This is a genomic window from Dactylosporangium salmoneum (assembly GCF_039532525.1).
Lineage (GTDB): Bacteria > Actinomycetota > Actinomycetes > Mycobacteriales > Micromonosporaceae > Dactylosporangium > Dactylosporangium salmoneum.
Genome location: NZ_BAAARV010000124.1, coordinates 112,359 through 130,887, shown reverse-complemented (window position 1 = coordinate 130,887; position 18,529 = coordinate 112,359). Strand labels below are relative to the sequence as shown.

14 protein-coding genes and 1 pseudogene are annotated in these 18,529 nt (G+C 74.7%); 6 read left to right on the top strand and 9 right to left on the bottom strand.

Annotated elements, in window-relative coordinates; translation table 11 throughout:
* Window positions 1-436 precede the first annotated feature (436 nt).
* Window positions 437-880 (bottom strand): hypothetical protein, encoded by a 444-nt coding sequence (locus ABD352_RS52665; RefSeq protein WP_344620226.1) that lies wholly within the window; start codon window positions 878-880, stop codon window positions 437-439.
* Here ABD352_RS52665 and ABD352_RS52660 point away from each other — a divergent pair.
* Entirely contained in the window at window positions 852-1,466 is a 615-nt protein-coding gene (locus ABD352_RS52660) for a hypothetical protein (RefSeq protein ID WP_344620225.1), read from the top strand. The genes ABD352_RS52665 and ABD352_RS52660 overlap by 29 nt on opposite strands.
* A gap of 68 nt (window positions 1,467-1,534) precedes the next feature.
* On the opposite strand, the gene ABD352_RS52655 is transcribed toward ABD352_RS52660, so the two are convergent.
* Together ABD352_RS52655 and ABD352_RS57970 are read right to left on the bottom strand one after the other, a co-directional pair.
* Window positions 1,535-1,702, bottom strand: coding sequence for a hypothetical protein (locus ABD352_RS52655; protein WP_344620224.1), 168 nt, complete (start codon window positions 1,700-1,702; stop codon window positions 1,535-1,537).
* A gap of 196 nt (window positions 1,703-1,898) precedes the next feature.
* Window positions 1,899-2,156: pseudogene (locus tag ABD352_RS57970) on the bottom strand (SDR family oxidoreductase); the annotation flags it as partial.
* A 35-nt stretch (window positions 2,157-2,191) separates the two neighbouring features.
* Between ABD352_RS57970 and ABD352_RS52650 the strand changes: the two are divergent.
* Window positions 2,192-2,422, top strand: a complete 231-nt coding sequence (locus ABD352_RS52650; RefSeq protein WP_344620223.1) for a hypothetical protein — start codon at window positions 2,192-2,194, stop codon at window positions 2,420-2,422.
* A 77-nt stretch (window positions 2,423-2,499) separates the two neighbouring features.
* On the top strand, window positions 2,500-3,876 hold the full coding sequence (locus ABD352_RS52645) for a carbohydrate-binding protein (RefSeq protein ID WP_425553972.1): 1,377 nt from the start codon (window positions 2,500-2,502) through the stop codon (window positions 3,874-3,876).
* A gap of 224 nt (window positions 3,877-4,100) precedes the next feature.
* Here ABD352_RS52645 and ABD352_RS52640 read toward each other — a convergent pair whose 3' ends face one another.
* Window positions 4,101-6,815, bottom strand: a complete 2,715-nt coding sequence (locus tag ABD352_RS52640) for a bifunctional diguanylate cyclase/phosphodiesterase (RefSeq protein ID WP_344620222.1) — start codon at window positions 6,813-6,815, stop codon at window positions 4,101-4,103.
* Window positions 6,816-6,850: 35 nt separating this feature from the next.
* Entirely contained in the window at window positions 6,851-7,570 is a 720-nt protein-coding gene (locus ABD352_RS52635; protein ID WP_344620221.1) for a TetR/AcrR family transcriptional regulator C-terminal domain-containing protein, read from the bottom strand.
* Between the two features lie 75 nt (window positions 7,571-7,645).
* Between ABD352_RS52635 and ABD352_RS52630 the strand changes: the two genes are divergently transcribed.
* Window positions 7,646-9,100: an MDR family MFS transporter gene (locus ABD352_RS52630; protein WP_344620220.1), complete on the top strand. Its 1,455-nt coding sequence runs from the start codon at window positions 7,646-7,648 to the stop codon at window positions 9,098-9,100.
* On the opposite strand, the gene ABD352_RS52625 is transcribed toward ABD352_RS52630, so the two are convergent.
* Window positions 9,035-9,664 (bottom strand): VC0807 family protein, encoded by a 630-nt coding sequence (locus ABD352_RS52625; protein ID WP_344620219.1) that lies wholly within the window; start codon window positions 9,662-9,664, stop codon window positions 9,035-9,037. The genes ABD352_RS52630 and ABD352_RS52625 overlap by 66 nt on opposite strands.
* Window positions 9,661-10,923: a carotenoid oxygenase family protein gene (locus ABD352_RS52620; RefSeq protein WP_344620218.1), complete on the bottom strand. Its 1,263-nt coding sequence runs from the start codon at window positions 10,921-10,923 to the stop codon at window positions 9,661-9,663. Before ABD352_RS52620 ends, ABD352_RS52625 begins: the two co-directional genes overlap by 4 nt.
* Before the next feature lie 86 nt (window positions 10,924-11,009).
* Between ABD352_RS52620 and ABD352_RS52615 the strand changes: the two genes are divergently transcribed.
* Entirely contained in the window at window positions 11,010-11,597 is a 588-nt protein-coding gene (locus tag ABD352_RS52615) for a PadR family transcriptional regulator (RefSeq protein WP_344620217.1), read from the top strand.
* Here ABD352_RS52615 and ABD352_RS52610 read toward each other — a convergent pair.
* Window positions 11,534-12,679: an NAD(P)/FAD-dependent oxidoreductase gene (locus tag ABD352_RS52610; RefSeq protein ID WP_344620216.1), complete on the bottom strand. Its 1,146-nt coding sequence runs from the start codon at window positions 12,677-12,679 to the stop codon at window positions 11,534-11,536. The two genes, ABD352_RS52615 and ABD352_RS52610, sit on opposite strands and share 64 nt — an antisense overlap.
* 165 nt (window positions 12,680-12,844) lie before the next feature.
* Here ABD352_RS52610 and ABD352_RS52605 point away from each other — a divergent pair, with 165 nt between their 5' ends.
* Window positions 12,845-13,330 (top strand): carboxymuconolactone decarboxylase family protein, encoded by a 486-nt coding sequence (locus ABD352_RS52605; protein ID WP_344620215.1) that lies wholly within the window; start codon window positions 12,845-12,847, stop codon window positions 13,328-13,330.
* Window positions 13,331-13,422: 92 nt separating this feature from the next.
* Here the strand turns inward: ABD352_RS52605 and ABD352_RS52600 are convergent, their stop codons facing one another.
* The gene (locus ABD352_RS52600) at window positions 13,423-18,471 is read right to left on the bottom strand and encodes an SCO7613 C-terminal domain-containing membrane protein (RefSeq protein WP_344620214.1); all 5,049 of its coding nucleotides are present in this window, start codon (window positions 18,469-18,471) and stop codon (window positions 13,423-13,425) included.
* Between the last annotated feature and the right edge of the window lie 58 nt (window positions 18,472-18,529).

Genomic DNA, 18,529 nt, shown 5'->3' with positions numbered 1-18,529 from the left:
CGGGTCCGCCGGCCGCGCCGTTCGCGCCCGCGGGTCCGCCGGCCGCGCCGTTCGCCGCGCCGCCGCCCGTCACCACTCCTCCGCCCGCTTCCACTCCTCCGCCTGTCACCACTCCTCCGCCTGTCACCACTCCTCCTCCCGCTTCCACACCTCCGGCGGTTTCCACGCCTCCGGCGGTTTCCGCTCCGCCCGCCGTTTCCCCGCCGCCGAGCGGCTCGGGGGCGGCCGGGTCGCCGCCGCACGGCGCCGGTGCGGGCGAGCCGGCCTGGCTTACCCCGGAGGTTGAGGCCGCGCGGCCCGCCACCACGCCGTGGAGCGGGGGGCCGGGATCGGGCACCGGGGAGCTGCCGGTGCGCACGCCGACGGATCCCACCTCGCCGCCCGTGCCCTACGGCGGGCCGCGACCGCCGGGTGAGATCCGGGCCGGGGCGACCGGCTACAGCCGTGGGGCGACCCAGCCTTCGGACGAGGACGGGCCCACGCAGCCGTTCGGGTTCGACCAGCCGTCGTCCGGGGCCGCCGCGCCCTCTCCCGCCTCGCCGCCACCGGCCACCGGGCCTGTTATGCCGCCGCCGGTGCCTCCGCTGCCTGTTTCTCCGCCGCCGCTTTCTCCACCGCCGCTTTCCCCACCGCCCGTGACGACGCCGCCGTTCTCGACGCCGCCCGTGACGACGCCGCCCGTGACGCCGCCCGTGACGACGCCGCCCGTGACGACGCCGCCGTTGTCGACGCCACCCGTTTCGACGCCACCCGTTTCGACGCCGCCCGTTTCGACGCCGCCAGTCACTGGGACGCCGGTCTCGTCGGCCCCCGCTTCCGGGGCGCCGGTTTCGCCGCCGGCCGAGGCCGTGTTGGGGCCCTCCGGATCGTGGCCGGTCATTCCGGCGCCGAGCGCGGCCGGCGACGACGCGGACAACGACGCCACGCGGCCGCTGCGCATCTCCGACGAGGAGCCCGGCGCCGCGGCGTCGACGGCGAGCGGACTGCCCTCGCGGGCGGCCCGGGGACCGGTACCCGCGGAGACCTCGATCCTGGACGGCCCGTCGTTCGACGGGTTCGCGGTGCCGTCGCGGCCCGGGCGGGAAGAGGAGACCGAGGCGTTCCACCCCGGGAGCCAGTCGCCGGTACACCCGCGGCCCCGCCACGCGGCGCCGAACGGGGAACCGGCCCCCGCCGAGGATCGGGAGGGCGAGGATCCGGAGAGCGACGGGCCACCGCGGAGCCGGTTCCAGCCGATGGCGCCGCAGCCGCCCGTCGAAACCGCCGCCCCGGCCTCCGACGGCGACGGCGAGGCGACGACGGTGCTGCGGGTGCCCGCGGACGACGGGGAGGCGACGACCCGGTTCGAGGCCCCTCCCGCCGAGGAGGCGGTCGACCCCGAGGCCACCGCGAAGATCGAGAACCGGCCGCGCGGGGACAAGCCGTCCAACTCGCCGTGGGCCGAGCCGCCCCGCGATCGCGGCTGACCGGCCCGCGAGCAGCACACGATTCGGCCCCGTCGCCCCGATCCGGGTGGCGGGGCCGAATCGTCGGCTCACCCGGTCGAAACGGCCTCCGACAGGTACGACTCCCACGAGCGGGTGCCCAGCGTCCGAGGCGTCGCCGGGAGCATGCCGCCCCTCCGGATCGAGGCGGTGCCCGGGACGCGGATGGGCAGCACCCAGCGGCGGCGGCCGGTCGCGCGCAGGACATCGCGCTGCATGGACGCCCAGGTGAGCGGGTGCGGGCCGGCGAAGTCGGGAGCGCCGGCCGGACGGCGGCGCGAGCGTCAGGTCGGCCAGCCGCGCGGCGACCTCCGCGGTGTCGACCGGCTGCACGTGGAAGCCCGACGGGACCGGCACGACCGGGAAGCGGGCCATCCGGCGCATCGGGGCGAGCAGGTACTCGTAGAACTGCGCCGCCCGCAGGATGGTGGAGGGCAGGCCACTTTCGGCGACGAGCCGTTCGCTGCGCAGTTTCTCCCCGGTGTACCCCCAATTGGGAACCGCGTCGATGCCCACCACGGAGACGTAGACCAGGTGTGGTCTTCCCGCGACGGCGGCGATCAGGTTCCGGGTGGCGGCGGCGTCGCCCTTCGGGGCCGTGGCGCAGTGCAGAATCGCGTCGGCGCTCGCGACGGCCTCGGCGAGGCCGGCGCCCGTGGACAGGTCGCCCACCGCGTCCGCGCCGGGGCGGCGGCTCAGGACGCGGGGTGTTCGCCGCCGAGACGGGCGCGGCCCGGGTGGCCCGCTCGTTCACCGGGCGGGCCCGCGGCGCCCGGCTGGCCCGGGTCGACGGCGCGGCCGCCTGGGCCTGGGCGCCGGCCGGCGTCGCGCTCGGGGTCTTCGTGTTCACCGTCGAGGAGGGGCGGATCGGCGCGATCGACGTCGTCGGCGACCGGGACGCCCTGGCCAGGCTGCGGATCGAGCTGGCACCTCTTTAAGGATCCCGACCCTTACATTTAATAGTGTTAACTGATAGCGTCCCTGCTCATCGATCCATCGATGGGCTGGAGGTCCCGTGAGATCTCGTCGTCGCACATTCGCCCTGGTAGTCGGCGCGGCCGCGGCCGTCGTGACGGCGCTGGCCCTCGCGCCCACGCTGCAGGCACAGGCGGTCACCAACGTCGCGGAGGCCGCGTGTACCGCACCGACCTGGGCTGAGGGCAACACGTACACGGTCGGCACGCAGGTGACCTACAACGGGCACACGTACCAGGCTCTGGTGACCCACACCGCCTATGTGGGCGCCAACTGGAACCCGGCCGCCACGCCGTCGCTGTGGAAGGACCTCGGCGCCTGCACCGGCGGCGGCGGTAGCTCGCCGACCGCCTCGCCGACGCCGTCGCGCACCTCCTCACCGTCGCCGTCGGCCTCGGCCTCGCCGAGCCGCTCGCCGTCGAGCTCCCCCACGACGTCGCCGACCACGTCGCCCACCGGCGGCGCCTGCTCGGTCAAGTCGCGGCCGGCCGGCAAGGTGCTGCAGGGCTACTGGGAGAACTGGGACGGCGCCTCCAACGGCGTGCACCCGGGTCTCGGCTGGATCCCGATCACCGACTCGCGGATGGCCCAGCACGGCTACAACGTCATCAACCTGGCCTTCCCGGTCATCCGCTCCGACGGCACCGTGCTGTGGGAAAACGGCATGGACTCGGGCGTGAAGGTCCCGACCCCGGCCGAGATGTGCCAGGCCAAGGCCAACGGCATGACGCTGCTGATGTCGATCGGCGGCGCGGCCGCGGGCATCGACCTGAGCTCGTCGACGGTGGCGGACAAGTTCGTCTCGACGATCGTGCCGATCCTCAAGGCCAACAACTTCGACGGCATCGACATCGACATCGAGACCGGCCTGTCGGGCAGCGGCAGCATCGGCACCCTGTCGACGTCGCAGGCCAACCTGATCCGCATCATCGACGGCGTGCTGGCCCAGATGCCGTCGAACTTCGGCCTCACCATGGCGCCGGAGACGGCGTACGTGACCGGCGGCAGCGTGACCTACGGGTCGATCTGGGGCTCGTACCTGCCGATCATCAAGAAGTACCTGGACAACGGCCGCCTGTGGTGGCTCAACATGCAGTACTACAACGGCAGCATGTACGGCTGCTCCGGTGACTCCTACTCGGCCGGCACGGTCCAGGGCTTCACGGTCCAGACCAACTGCCTGAACTCGGGTCTGACGATCCAGGGCACGACCATCCGCATCCCGTACGACAAGCAGGTCCCCGGCCTGCCCGCCCAGTCCGGCGCCGGCGGCGGCTACATGGCCCCCTCGCTCGTGTCGCAGTCCTGGAACGGCGTGTCGGGCCAGATCAAGGGCCTGATGGACTGGTCCATCAACTGGGACGGCTCGAAGGGCTGGACCTTCGGCGACAACGTGAAGTCGCTGCAGGGCCGCTGATCACCGCAACCGCGACGAGGGGTCGGGCTTCTGCCCGGCCCCTCGTTTCGTTGCGTCCGCCGAATGCGTCGAGGTCCGATACATCGCCTATCAGGGCATAAATGCGACATGTCGTGGCGCGCCAGCGCCCGACATGTCGAAATCCCGCCCATACGTCGCCCGACGGGGCATAAATACGCCATGTCGTGGCGCGCCAGCGCCCGACATGTCGGGAAACGCGGCGATCAGGCCGCCGGGGACAGGGCCGCGGGCGGCACGAGCAGGGCCGGCAGCTGCGCCGGGTCCATCGGCCGGTACAGGTGGAAGCCCTGGCCCAGGGCGCAGCCCAGGCGGCGCACCGCGTCCAGCTGCGCCTGGTTCTCGATCCCCTCGGCCACCACGCGCAGCCCCAGGATGTGACCCAGCTCCATGATGGTCGAGACCAGGGCCAGGTCCCGGCCGGTCAGCTCGGCCCGGGCGATGAAGGCGCGGTCGACCTTGAGCTCGTCGACGGGCAGCTCGCGCAGGTAGGCCAGCGACGAGTACCCGGTGCCGAAGTCGTCGATGGAGAGCTGGACGCCGAGGGCGCGCAGGTCGGTCAGGGCGGCGACGGCGGCGCGCGGGTCGCTCATCAGGACCGACTCGGTCAGCTCCAGGGTGACGGCGGACGTGGGCAGGCCGGCGGCGGCCGGGGAGCGGGTGACCTGGGCGGCGAAGCCCGGGCGGACCAGCTCGTGGCCGGAGACGTTGACGTTGAGGGTCAGGCCGGGACGGCCGCGGCGCCACACGGCGACCTGGCGGGCGGCGGTGGCGAGCACCCACTGGCCGATGTCGGCGATCAGGCCGGACTCCTCGGCGATCGGCAGGAAATCCGCCGGCGGCACCGTGCCGCGGGATGGGGAGTTCCACCGCAGCAGGGCCTCGACCCCGACCACGGCGCCGGGGCCCTCGTCGTCGAGGCGGATCAAGGGTTGGTACTGCAGCCCGAACTCCCCCTCGGCCAGCGCCCGCTGCAGGTCGCCGCGCAGCGACAGGTAGTCCAGGGCGGCTTCGCGCATGGCCGGCTCGTAGACCACGACCCGGCCCGGGCCTTCCTTCTTCGCGCGGTACATCGCCAGGTCCGCGCTGTCGAGCAGCTCGTCCGGGGCGGCGCCGGCGGCGCCCGGCAGCGCGGCGCCGACGCTGGCGCCGATGTAGACGCTGCGGCCCAGCAGGCGGAACGGTTCACGCACCGCGGCGATGATGCGCCCGCCGGCGGCCACCGCGGCGGTGGCGTCGGCGTCGGCCAGCAGCACGGCGAACTCGTCGCCGCCGAGGCGGGCCACGGTGTCGGCGGCCCGCACGCAGCCGCGGATCCGCTCGGCCACGGCGGCGAGCAGCTGGTCGCCGGCGTCGTGGCCGAGGCTGTCGTTCACCGCCTTGAAGCGGTCCAGGTCGATGAAGAGCACGCCGGAGTCCGGGTGCTCGTGGAAGATGCGCAGGAACAGGGCCCGGTTGGGCAGGCCGGTGACGTGGTCGCGGTGGGCCTCGTGCACCTGCTCGACGGTCCGGGCGTCGGTGAGGGCCAGGCCGACCTGCTGGGCGAAGGCCGCGAGCTGGTCGGGCCGGTGCCCGGCGGGGCCGTCGAGGCAGGCCACCAGGCTGCCGGCCGTCCCACCGGTGACCTGCACGGGCGCGGCGATCACCACCCCGCCGGGGACCTCCTGCACCCGCAGGTCGCCGGCCGCCATGGCCGAGCGGGCGGCCTCCCGGTGCCGCTCGTCGGTCCAGTCGCCGGCGAAGTTCGACGCCACGCGGGGCTGCGGGTCGGTGAGCACCAGGGCGACGTGCGCGCCGCCGAGCAGCTCGGCCGCGCCGGCGGTGGTCAGGTCGAGGATCTCCTGCAGCGGGCGGCGGGAGGAGATGGCCCGCTGGATGGTCAGCAGCGCCTCGACCAGCCGGGTCTCGCGCTCCCGCTCGGCCCACAGCGTCCGCTCGGCGGCCAGCGCCCGGATGCTGCGCAGCGCCGCCCCGAGCATCTGGGCCATGCCCTGCAGCATCTGCCGCTCCTCGGGGGCGGTGCCGGCGCCGGCCACGAGCTCGTCGTGCTCGCCCTCCATCAGCCAGACCAGGGCGCCCTGGGGGATTTCCGTGGTACCGAACACGGATCGCTCTTGATCGTCACCGGCGTGTAGCGAGCGGATGTCCTCGCCGCTGCGCCGGGACAGCCCGAGCGGGCGCAGGTTGACGCCGCCCTGGAACAGCTCGTCGGCGGTGCCCGACCCGCCGCAGCGGCGCATGAGCACGTCGAGGGCGGGCTCGCCGTCGAACTCGTAGATGCGCCCCTCCCCGCTGCGGGTGACGACCAGCGGGGGCTCGATGCGGCGCCAGCCGTGCGCGATGCCGATGCCGATCGGGCGGTCGGAGCCCAGCGCGACGCCGACGACGCTGTTGGTCAGCACCTGGTCGCCGCAGAGCTGGCGGCTGTCGGAGGTCAGGCCGCCGACCAGCGGGACGGCCGCGCCGACGACCGAGTAGGCGCCGCGCACGACCTCCTGCGGGCCGACCGCCGTGCCGTCGCTCAGCAGCAGCAGCGCGGCGTGCGGGGCGTCGAGGCCCGCCATGACCCGGGCCGCCTCCGCGCCGGCCGCCCGGGCGCCGAGCTCGCCGATGCCGGCCGCGTGGGCGCGCACGGTGAAACCCTCGCCGCCGAGCGCCGCGACGGCGACGCCGTGCTGGGTGGCCCCGGCCGGGGTCAGCTCGCCGAAGCCGGTGCCGCCGGCCACGACCGCGTCCGGGCCGGCCTCGGCGCGCACCCCGGCCAGCACGGCGGCGGGGTCGTGGCCGCCGGAGCAGAAGACGAAGACGGCGGCGGGCCGGCGGCCCTCGAGTGCGGCGGCGGTGGCCTCGACGCCGGCCTTCGCGGAGTCGGCGGCGGTGCTGTGGCCCGCCCCGAACCAGCGCTCACTGGTGCTCGACATGGCCCTGCTATCGGCAACCCGCCGGACGAGATGAGCTAACTGTTTCGCTCCTGCGCGGCCGCGAAGCCTTCGAGGATCCACTGCAGGCCCTCGTCGAACTCGGCGATCCAGACGTCGGTGTCGCCGCGCAGCAGGCCGTGCCGGCCGGCCTCGGCCAGGCGCGGGAACTCGCCGCCGGCGGTGAGCTCGGCGAAGTACGCGTCGGTGGACTGCTGCCACTCCTGCTCGGTGATGGCGTCGCGCTGCCGGGCGGCCAGTTCCTGGTTGGCGAGGGTGGCGAAGCCCCACAGGTACGTGTCGACGACCCGCAGCAGGCGGACCGCCCGGGCCGGGGGCAGGCCCAGCCCGGCGATGGCGGCATGGGACTGCTCGGCGTGGCGGGCGGCGTTCGGGCCGATCGGCGCCCGGGCCCCGAGCACGCCCATCATCCACATGTGCCGCCGGCCGACCTGGAGCTGGCGGTGCAGGACCGCACCCAGCGCCTCGCGCCAGTCCTCCGGCAGCGGCTCGGTCACCAGCATCTCGCCCAGCACGTGGTCGAGCATCAGGTCGATCAGGTCGTCCTTGCGCTTGAAGAACGAGTAGAGCGTCATCGGCCGGGCCTGCAGCTCCGCCGCGATCCGGCGCACCGACACGGCGTCGAGCCCCTCCGCGTCGGCGATGGCCACCGCGGTCGCGACCACCGCCTCGCGGGTCAGCCGCTCCGGCTTGCTCGCCGCCGGGCGGGTCCACAGCGGTCCGCGGGCCTCCGTCATGCGCCCGATTGTATCGGTGTACGGATTGACGATACGGTGTACGAACACCCGATACACCGTACGAAGGAGTGGGCGATGGCGGAGAAGCTGCCCCGGGATCTGCTGGCGCTGGTCGGCGCGATCCTGCTGGGCGTGTTCCTGGTCCAGATGGACTCCACGATGGTCAACATCGCGCTGGAGAGCTTCCGGCGCGACTTCCACGCCGACCTCGGCACCGTGCAGTGGGTCAGCGCGGCCTACCTGCTCGCGATGTCTGCGGTGATCCCGGTGGCCGGCTGGGCGATCGACCGGTTCGGCGCCCGCACGGCCTGGCTCACCTCGCTGGCGCTGTTCACCCTCGGCTCGGTGCTGTGCGGCCTGGCCTGGTCGGCGGGCAGCCTCATCGCCATGCGGGTGGTGCAGGGCCTCGGCGGCGGCATGCTCATGCCGCTGTTCCAGACGATCCTGGTGCGCCGGGCCGGGCGTCAGCAGCTCGGCGCGGTGATGGCCCTGGTCGGCGCCCCGCTGCTGCTCGGGCCGGTGCTCGGCCCGATGCTCGGCGGCGTGCTGGTCGAAGGCCCCGGCTGGCGCTGGATCTTCCTGATCAACCTGCCGATCTGCCTGCTCGCGGCCTGGGCGGCGGCGCGGGTCATCCCGGTCGAGCGGATCGAGCGGCCGGCCCGCCTCGACGCGCTCGGCCTGGCCCTGCTGTCTCCTGCGCTGGTCGGCATCGTCTGGAGCTTCTCGCGGGCGGGCACCAGCGGCGGGTTCGGCTCATCCGTCACGCTGCTGTCGCTGGCCACCGGGCTCGCGCTGCTGGTGGCGTTCGTCGTGCACGCGCTGCGCACCCGCGAGCCCGTGGTGGACCTGCGACTGTTCCGCGACCGCAACTTCGCCGCGTCGAGCCTGCTGATGTTCCTCGCGATGGTCGCGCTGCTCGGGACGTTGCTGCTGATCCCGCTGTACTACCAACAGGTCCACGGCTTCAGTCCACTGCACGCCGGCCTCCTGCTCGCCCCCAACGGCATCGGCTCGGCCCTCTCGCTGACGCTGGCCGGCAAGCTGACGGAGCGGGTGGGCCTGCGCCCGGTCGCCGTCACCGGCGGCATCCTGCTGCTCGTCGTGGCGCTCGGGCTGACCCGGCTGTCCGCCGATACCAGCCAGTGGGTGCTCGCCCCGCTGGTCCTGCTCGGCGGCGCCGGCTTCGGCGCGATGCTCGTCCCGGCCCAGGCCGGCGTCTACGGCGAGCTGCCGCCCTCGGCGATGCCCCACGCGACCACCGCGGTGCGGGTCTTCCAGCAGGTCGGCGGCTCGTTCGGGGTGGCCATCCTGGCGGTGACCCTGCAGCGCAACGCGGCCGGCGCGCGCTCGGTGGCCGACCTGGGCCACGCCTTCGGCGCGACCGCCTGGTGGGCCGTCGGCGCCGCCGCCCTCGCGCTGCTGCCGGCGCTGCTGCTGCGGACGAAGCCGGCCCGGGAAGCGTCGTCAGGCCTGAACGGCGGCGCGAGCCTGGATCGACTTGACGAACCGCACGTTCCACAGCGCCAGTAGCACCATCACGGCGATGAACAGCACGGTGGAGGCGGTGACGGCGGCCGACGTGGACAGCGCCAGCACCAGCGGGACGCGCACGATCGCGTCGAGCAGCAGGCCGCCGCCCCACACCGCCGACATGATGCGGAAGCTGCGCCGGAACTGCGGCAGGTCGGTCCACTTCCGCTCGAACTCGGCCGCCCTGGCCGGGTCGCCCTGCTGCATGCGCAGGGCGGCGTGGTAGATCAGCGGGCGGCCGATGAAGCACGAGCCGATGAAGGCCAGGCCGGCGGTGCCGGTGCCGAAGGACTCCTTGACCAGCAGGAACTTCGCGCTGCCGGTCAGGAACGACAGGCCCAGGCCGACCAGGAACACGCCGAGCATGACGGCGGCGAAGACGTCGAACTTGCGGCTGCGGACGGCGACGTACAGCACCCGGGCGAGCGCGGCGACGGAGCCGGCCAGCAGGGCGACGTAGTCGCTCGCCCCGAGCCAGTGCGCGACGAAGTAGGCGGCCAGCGACAGGCCGACGTCCCACAGCAGGGACGACAAAATGGCGAGGAAGCCGGGGGTCTTGTTCATCGCGCGTCTCCGATCCAGCGGCCGTGGAACCCCGCCGGCACCCGGCGCGGGAGGTGGACAGTGGCGACGGGGCCAGCGCCCACGTCGGTGGCGTCGTGCACGAGCAGCCGGGAGGCGACCCCGGGGCGGTCATGGGTGGCGATCGAGACCAGCCAGCCGTGGTCCTCGGCGGGGTCCGCGGCCTGCAGCGCCGGCACGAACACCGCCTCGCCGACGTGCCAGCCGGCGCCGAGGGCGTCGGTCTGGGTGGGGCCGGCGTCGTCGTACTTCACGATGGCGTCGCCCGACACCGCGTAGAGGTACCGGTTGGGACGGCCGGTCCGCGCGTCGTTGAGCGTCGGGAACTCCACCGGCCGGTCGTCGCGCTCCTCCTCGGCGACCGAGCCGGTGGCCGGGTCGAGGGTCCAGCGGTAGAGCCGGGTGGTGGCGTTGGCGTCCCCCTCGGCCGCCCCGCCGATCCCGGCCCACGTCGCCATCCAGGCCGGGCGGGCGTAACGCACGGCGTCGAGCACGACCCGCCCGGCCGCATCCTCGCTGGCGTTGCCGACGTGGAACACGTAGCAGGGCTCGACCTCGAACCACTGCACCTGTCCGCCCACCTTCGGCATGACGCCGATCCGGGCGCCGTAGGAGTCGCTCCAGCGGTACGGCATGGTCCTGCCCAGCAGATCCCGGTCGAACACGACGGGGAGGTCCAGCCACACCACGTGGTGCTCGGTGATGGCGAAGTCGTGCATCATCGTCGGGCCGGGCACCTCGATCTCGCGGCTCTCGACGAGCCGGCCGGCGGCGCCGAGCCGGTGGTAGGTCAGGAACGGCGGCAGCGCACTGTAGCCGAAGAAATGCAGGTCCCCGGTGTCCGGGTCCTCCTTCGGGTGCGCCGTCATCGCCGTGGTGAGCCGGCCGCCGAAGTCGCACGGGCCGAGCACGCCCAGCTCGCGGTCGATCTCGACCGGCAGCGCGTTCTCGACGAGCGCGAAGAGCCGGCCGGCGTGGTCCAGGACCGACGTGTTGGGTCGGCCCTCGGCGTCGATCCAGCGGTTGCGGTACCACTCGGCGCGCCCGTCGCGCAGCCGCACCCCGTGGATCATGCCGCGGCCGAGGAACCAGTGCGGCGCGAAGTCGCCGGGCCGCGGGTTCGGACCGTTGCGGAAGTACCGCCCGGTTAGCTCGAGAGGCAGCGCCCCGTCGACCACGAGATCACGCGCCTCGATCTCGTCGGCCACCGGCGCGGCGTACGAGTGCTCGTCGTCATCCATATGCCAACCCTGACATGTCGACTTCGACATGTCAATATCGTCATGTCAAGGTCGACATGTAAAAGTCGACTGGTTAGACTTCGGGCATGTCTCTTCGCCACGCCCTCCTAGGCCTGCTCGCGGACACCCCGCAGAACGGCTACGACCTCACGAAGCGCTTCGAGGAGACGCTGTCGGGCCACGCCTGGAACGCCGGGCACAGCCAGATCTATCCGGAGCTCAAGCGCATGACGGCGGACGGCCTGATCGAGGTCGTCGACGAGGGCTCCCGGGGCAGCAAGGTCTACGGCGTGACCGACGCGGGCCGCACCGAGCTGCGCCGCTGGATGTTCAGCCCCGTCGGCGACACCCCGCCGCGCAACGAGTTCGTGCTGCGGCTGTTCATGCTGTCCTCGCTCGACCTGCCGGACGTGCGCGTGCTGACCGAGCGGATGGCCGAGTCCAGCGGCGAGCGGGTGACCGGCCTCGACCACGCCATCGAGCAGATCGAGGCGGCCACCCCGGCGGGCCAGCCGCACGGCTACGCCCGCTTCGCCGCCGAGTTCGGCCGGCGGTACTACGAGCTGCAGCGCGACTGGGCCCGCTGGGTGCTGGAGCAGCTGGAGACCGCTCACCGGCCGGCCGGGAGCACGAACAGCGAGGCCGGCAGCGCGACCCGCCGGGAGAGCCGGTAGACGGGCGGCGGGCTGCTGATCACCGCCTCCTTGTAGCGCACCGCCGCCCGCCCGGTCAGGAAGAGCCGCCGGGGCGAGTCGTCGGGGCGGGTGAACTGCACGATCGCGTCGCTGCGGCCGAGCGAGACGTGCTGGTGGATGTACCCGAACCGGAATGGCTTGGCGCGACGGCCGCGCAGGTGCCGGGCGATGGCCTGCCCGACGTAGGCGCCGGCCGGGATGCCGCTCTGGCAGGTGCCGTGGATCATCCCCCAGGACTGCCGGATGGCGGCCGAGTCCCCGGCCGCGTACACGTCCGGGTGCGAGACCGAGCGCAGCGTCGCGTCGACCAGCACCCGCCCGTGCCCGTCGACGGCCAGCCCGGCCTCGCGGGCCAGCGGCGGTGCCGTGAAGCCGGTGGTCCACACCACCACGCCGGCCGGCACGACCTCGCCGCCCGCCAGCGTCACGCCGTCCTCGCGGACCTCGACCACGTCGACGCCGGCCCGCACCCGCACGCCGAGCCGGGCCAGCGCCCCGTCGAGGTAGGCCCGCGCCGGTGCGGACATCGTCGCGCCCGGCACGTCCCGGCTGAGCAGCAGGATCGGCCGGCCCGGGTGCCGCTCGGCGATCTCGCTCGCCGCCTCCACGCCGGTCAGCCCGCCCCCGACGACCACGACGCTCGGCGCGCCCGCCACCCGCTCGGCGAGCCGGCCCGCGGCGTCGGGACCGTCCAGCGTGAAGGCGTGCTCGGCGGCCCCCGGCACGGCGCCGGTGTCGGCGACGCTGCCGATGGCGAGGACCGCGATGTCGTACCGCAGCTCGCGCCCGCCGACGACCACGACCTTGCGCGCGGGGTCGAGCCGCTCGGCCCACCCCTGTACGAACTCGATCCCCGCCCCGGCGACCAGGTCGGGGATCCGGTGTTCGGCGAGCGCCTGCCCGCTCGCGACCTGGTGCATGCGCAGCCGCTCGGTGAACCGCTCGGACGGGTTCACCAGGGTGACCCGGCCCCCGAGCCGGCGGGTGCGCCGCGCGGCGCCGAGGGCCGCCATCAGCCCGGCGTATCCGGCCCCGAGCACGACGACGTCGGTGTTTTCCATGACCGCTCCTTCGTGGGTGTCCCAGTCCTTCGCCACCAGGACGAGACCCCGCGCCCGGCCGTGAGCCGGTCCGCCGGTGATCGCCGCCACATCGCCGCGGTGTCACAGGGGCCGGGGCGGCGGCATCTCCATGGGCGTAAGGGACACGCCTACGAAGGAGCAGTGATGGAACCCCGAATCAACCCCATGGCCAACCCGGTCGGCGGCAAGATCGCCAAGCGGTTCTACGGCATCAACCTGCTGATCGAGGAGTCGTCGCTGCCGAAGTCGATCCAGGAGCTGGTCTCGCTGCGGGCCAGCCAGATCAACGGCTGCGCCGCCTGCATCGACATGCACACCAAGGAGGCGGTGGCGGCCGGCGAGACCCCGCTGCGCCTGTACCAGGTCGCCGCCTGGCGCGAGTCGGCCGTCTTCACCGAGGCCGAGCGGGCCGCGCTGGCCCTGACCGAGGAGGGCACCCGGCTGGCCGACGCCCACGGCGGCGTGTCCGACGAGGTGTGGGAGCGGGCGGCGAAGCACTTCGACGAGGACCAGCTCATCGTCCTCGTCAGCCTGATCTCGATGATCAACGCCGCCAACCGCCTGAACGTCATGCTGGGCGTCAAGGGCGGCTCCTACGACCCGTCCATGCGCAAGGCCCTGGAGAACTGAGCCCAACGCCCACAAACCCCGCTATTTACCGGGCCAGGGCATAAGTCCGAAAAATCCTGCCATGAAGTGGCGGGATTTTTCGTTTTCCCAGCTCAGCGCATGCCGCGGTAGGCGCCCCGCAGCCGGTCCAGGCGCTGGCGCTGCTCGTAGGTGGCGCCCAGGCTGATCAGCAGCACGCCGGTGCCCGTGAACAGCAGCAGCATCATCCACAGCGGCATGCCGATGCGGAACAGCTCGTTCACCGTCGCGATCACCGTGACCGCCGCGCCCACCGCGACCGGCGCCTTCTGCTGCCGGACCGCGCCGATGGCCACGGTGATGACGCCCGCCAGGATCAGCAGGACACGGCGCAGCTCCGGGGTGCCCGGCTGGGCCACGGCGATGACCAGGCTCGGGGCGAAGCCGGCGACCAGCGCGGGGCCGTACGCGAGCCAGCTGCCCAGCTCGGGCCGGTGGCGGATCTCGATCAGGCCGGTGATCAGGGCGAGCGCGGCGAAGGGCAGGGTGTAGGCCTCGGGCAGGGCCACCCGCACCGTGATGAGCAGCAGCCAGATGGCCAGCAGCTCGGCGATGGAGGCGGCGATGACGAGGATCGTGCGGTGCCGCGCGCTGCGGCCCTTGCGCGCGGCGGACAGGCCGAGCACCGCGCCGACGGCGGTCAGGGCGGCGGCGGTGTGGGCCGCGGAGCCGAGGGTGAGCAGCACCGCGATGGCGGCGCCGGCGTACCCGGCAGCCTCGATCGTCAGCGCCTCGCGGTTGATGGAGTCGCTCGGGCGCAGGCGAGGGAGCGCGGCGCCCAGCACCAGCAGCGCGGTGGCCACGATGAGCAGCGGGAAGGCGCACTGCTTCAGGCCGAGGCCGGCCGCCAGCCCGGCGGCGATGGCGAAGCCCTCGGCGGTCGAGGCGGCGACGTGCCAGCCGAGCATGCGCGCGGTCGCCGTCTTGCCCCAGATGCCGCCGATGGCGCCGACCACGACCGAGCCGGCCAGCCAGGTCAGGGTCTGGGTCTTGGTGGCCAGGCTGCCCGCGCCGCCCGCCCCGGCGGCGAGCACCGCGATGCCGAACACCAGGCGCCGGGCGCCGATCATGAGGCGGCCGTCGGGGCTGGCCGCGGGCGGCGGCACGGTCAGGGCCAGGCCGAGGCCGGCGATGGTGGCCACGATCAGGGCCAGGGTCGGCTGGACCGGCCACGGGGCGGCGAGCGCGGCCGGGGCGATCAGCAGGGTCAGCGCGACGCCGGGCACGACGATCGCCACGGCCCGGTTGGCCATCGCCTGGCCGCTGCCGCCCAGGCCGACCGCCATCAGGGCGCCCGCGACGGTCAGCAGGAAGGCGCCCAGGACATGGGTGCTGTTTCCGGCGTACTTCCCGAGCTCCCCCAGATCCGCCGCGGTCTGCTCGGTGCCGGTCCAGGGCTGTGCGGTCCAGCGGTACGGCGCGGCGAGCGCGGCCAGCAGCGCCGGCGCCAGGAAGATCACCACGATCGCGGCCGGCACGCCGGCGGCCCCGGCCACGCCGAAGGCGAAGTTGCGCGGGATGCGGGACTGTTCCCACTGGCCCTGCTGGCGGGCGGCCCGGTCCGGCCGGAAGCCGCGGACCGGCTCGGGCTCGCCCGGGCGGTGGCCGTTGGCCCGCAGCAGCTCGGCGAGCACCGCGAGCAGGGCGGCCGCGGCGGCGTAGACCACGGCGCCGTCGCGCTGGACGAAGAGCGCGGCGACGGCGGTCGTGGTGGCCCCGACGGCGACGCCGGCGCTGATGTACGGCAGGTACCCGGGCGCCTGCAGGGCCGCGACGCCGGCGGCGGCCAGCCCGACGGCGCTCGTGGCCAGGGCGGCGATGAGGATGATGCTCGCGCGGTCCGGGTGCAGGCTGCCGGCCGTCGCCGCGGCCGCCCCGGCGAACGCGAACAGCGCGCCGGCCACGCCGACGCCGCCGACCACGGTCAGCGGTCCGCCGTCCTCGTCGGTCTCGGAGACCCCGCGGCGCTGGGCGATCGAGCGGGCCAGGGCGGCCACGAAGGCGCCGCTGACGCCGAGGGCGGCCAGGGTGCCCGCGGTCGCGCCCGGTCGCACCAGGCTCGCGGCGGCCGCGAAGGCGCCGGCCACGAGGGCCGCGCCCAGCCGGGTGTAGGCGCCGCGCCAGCTGCGGGCGAAGCTCGCCCAGACGGCGACGCCGGTGGCCGCCGCCCATCCGATCACCATCGGCGCGGCCCAGCCCAGGCCGAGGCCGACGGGCGCGCCGAGCGTGGCCAGCACGACGGCGGCCGAGGCGGTGTCGTCGCCGTACGGCTGCGGGAGCGCGATCGCCGCCGCGCCCGCGAGCAGCAGCAGGGCGATCGGCACCTGCCAGCCGAAGTCGGCCAGGCTCCGCGCGGCGGCGAACCACCCCGCGCCGAGGTCGGCGTGCCAGGCCGGGTCGGCCGCGCGGACCACCCCGATGCCGCCGATCACCGACAGGGCGCCGGCGTAGAGGCCGGTGCCGACGCCGACCATGGCGGCGCCCGCGACCGGGCCGCGGCGCCACTCGGCCGGCAGCGTCCGGGCGGCGACGGCGACGATGAAGACCAGCAGCGCGAGGGTCACGACCTCGATGCCGGAGGCGGCCAGGGACACGGCCCGGGCGACCGCGCCGACGGCGGCGATCGTCACGGCGGCGGCGGCCGCGTCGGCGCCGCTGAAGGTGATGCCGAAGGTCCGCCGGTCGTCCATCCGCGGCGCGAGCCACAGCATGGCCGCGGCGACCAGCATGAGCACGCCGATGACCAGGTCGATCGTGGTGGCGCCGTCGGCGACGACGGCGGCGATGCCGACCGCGACCGCGCCGGCGGTGGCCCCGCCCAGCAGCGGCCGGCTGGGCTGGGCGGCCTCGCCCCGGGCGACCTGGGTGAGCGCGGCGATGCCGAGGCTCACCGCGAGGGCCAGGTAGCTCAGCACCAGCACGACGGTGGCGCCGCCGGGCAGGCCGCCGAAGGCGATCGCGGCGGAGGAGGCGGCCGCGCCGGGCAGGGCGAAGACCGCGCCGCCGGCCGCGGAGTCGGTGACCCGCCGGGTCGCCGCCAGCCGGTTGCCGTCGGTCTGGTGCGGGCTGGGCAGCATGGCGATCGCGCCGCCGGCCACGGTGATCGCGATGAGGGTGATCGCGGTGGCGGCGGGGCGGCCGAGGCTGGCCGCGGCCGCGTACGTGCCCAGGATCGCCGCGGCGGTGAGGCAGGCCCAGGCGGTGTGCGCCTCCCGGACCCGCAGGGCGAGCGCCCCGGCCGCGATGGCCGCGCTCACCGTCAGGGCCGGGGCGGCCAGCCAGCTCAGGCCGAGCGCGGCGGGCGCGACGAGCAGGGCCAGGGCGGCGCCCACCACGGCGACGTCGGCGCGCAGCGCCTCGGGGGCGATCGAGGGGCTCCAGCCTGGGCGCAGCGGCACCGCGACCCGGTCGGTGCGGCCGCTGAGCATCAGCACGCCGGCGCCGGTCAGCAGGAGGACCGCGATGACGTACTGCCACCCGTCCGGGCCGACCGCCTCGTGCACGCGCGCGGTGTACCGGCTCAGATCGGCATGCCAGACCGGGAAGCCGGCGCGGATCGGGGCGGCGATCCCGGGCAACGCCCGCACCAGCACCAGCAGCGCGGCCCCGGCGGCCGACACCGACACGGCGTAGCGGGGCCCGCGCCGGGCGTCGGCCGGCAGGAACGGCACCCCGGCCGCGGCGACCGTCACCGCCAGGGCGAGGAACAGCGGCGTCGAGCCGGGCAGCCACACGGTGCCGACCCGCGCGATGGCGACGACCACCGCGCCGGTGGCGATGCCGGCGGCGATGTCGGGCAGCGCGCCGCGACGCCAGGCCAGCGCCCCGCCGACGCCGAGCGCGGCGGCGACGAGCATCGCCACGGCGGCCTGCAGCGTCGCCATGCGCTGGTCGGTCTGGGCCAGCCCGATGGAGGCGCAGAGCAGCGAGAGGGAGGCGGCGACGGCGAACAGGCCCCAGGCGAGGCGGGCCATCAACCCGTCGGCGATGCGGTTCGTGCGGCCGGTGTGGGCCGGCTCGTCCTCGGCGGCGGCGTTCTCCTGGTGGGCCGCGACCCGCCGGGCGATCGACTGCTTGAGCCCGATGGCGAAGGCGAGGTCGATCAGCGCCACCCCGGACAGGGCCATCGACCAGCCGGTCGGGCCGTGAATGGCGTCCAGGGCGAGCAGCGGCAGGACCGGCTGCAGCGCGAGCAGGGTGGCGTAGCGGGACGCGATGAGGTGGCTCTGCATGCTGTACACGGCGGCGATGCCCGCCGTGGCCAGGCACACGATGCCCAGGTAGGTGCTGAACTGCGGCCGGTCGGCGCCGAGCAGCTTCTCGGAGCGCACCACGTAGCCGTCGAGCAGCACGAGCAGCAGGGCGACGGACGCGACGGTCTCGGCGGTGGCGCTCAGCCCACGCCGGACGAGCACCAGGGGCAGGGCGAGCGCGATCGCGGTGATAGCGGTCAGGGACACGACCCGGCCGAAGGTGCCGACCGTGCCGAACGCATCGAGGGTGAGCACGATCGCCGCGCCGGCCAGCAGGAGTCCGCCCAGGGCCAGCACGGAGGCCTGCATGCTGCTCTGCGTCGCCTCGGGCTGGTCGGCGCCGGGGGCCGTGCCGCCGTCGCGGGGCGGCCGGCGCATCTGCGGGAGACGGGCCGGGCCGGGCCGCGCACCGGGGCGCTCGTCCGGCCGATCGGGGGCGAGCACCGCGTGCGACGGGCCGCCCTCCGGCACGCCCGGGGCGTGGCCGCTCTCGATCGGTTGGGGCGCCCTCGGGGAGTACCGATGCGGCTCTGTCTGTGGCTTTTGGCTCGTCGGCGCGATGGCCGCGGGCGGCGGCGTCTCCTTGGACCGGCCCCGCAGCGGCCGCTTGGCCTTGGCCCCCTGCTCGGCCTCCAGCGACGCCCGGACCTTGCGCCGCAGGTTGTCGCGCTGGGCGGTGGTGTGCGCGAGCTGCTTGCGCAGCGCCTGGGTCTCGTCGGTGAGGTTGCGCTTCTTCTGCTCCAGGGCCGCGGCCGTGCGCTGGAACAGGGCGAGCGCCGCCGCGTCCGGATCGTGCGGCCGGCCGCAGTTCTGGCAACCCGTTGCCTCGGTGGCCGGCCCCCCGCACGCCGGGCACGGATAGGTCTCCACGCCACTCCTCCCCCGGAGCTTTCGGCCGGGATACCACGGTGGATACCCCGGCCGTTCA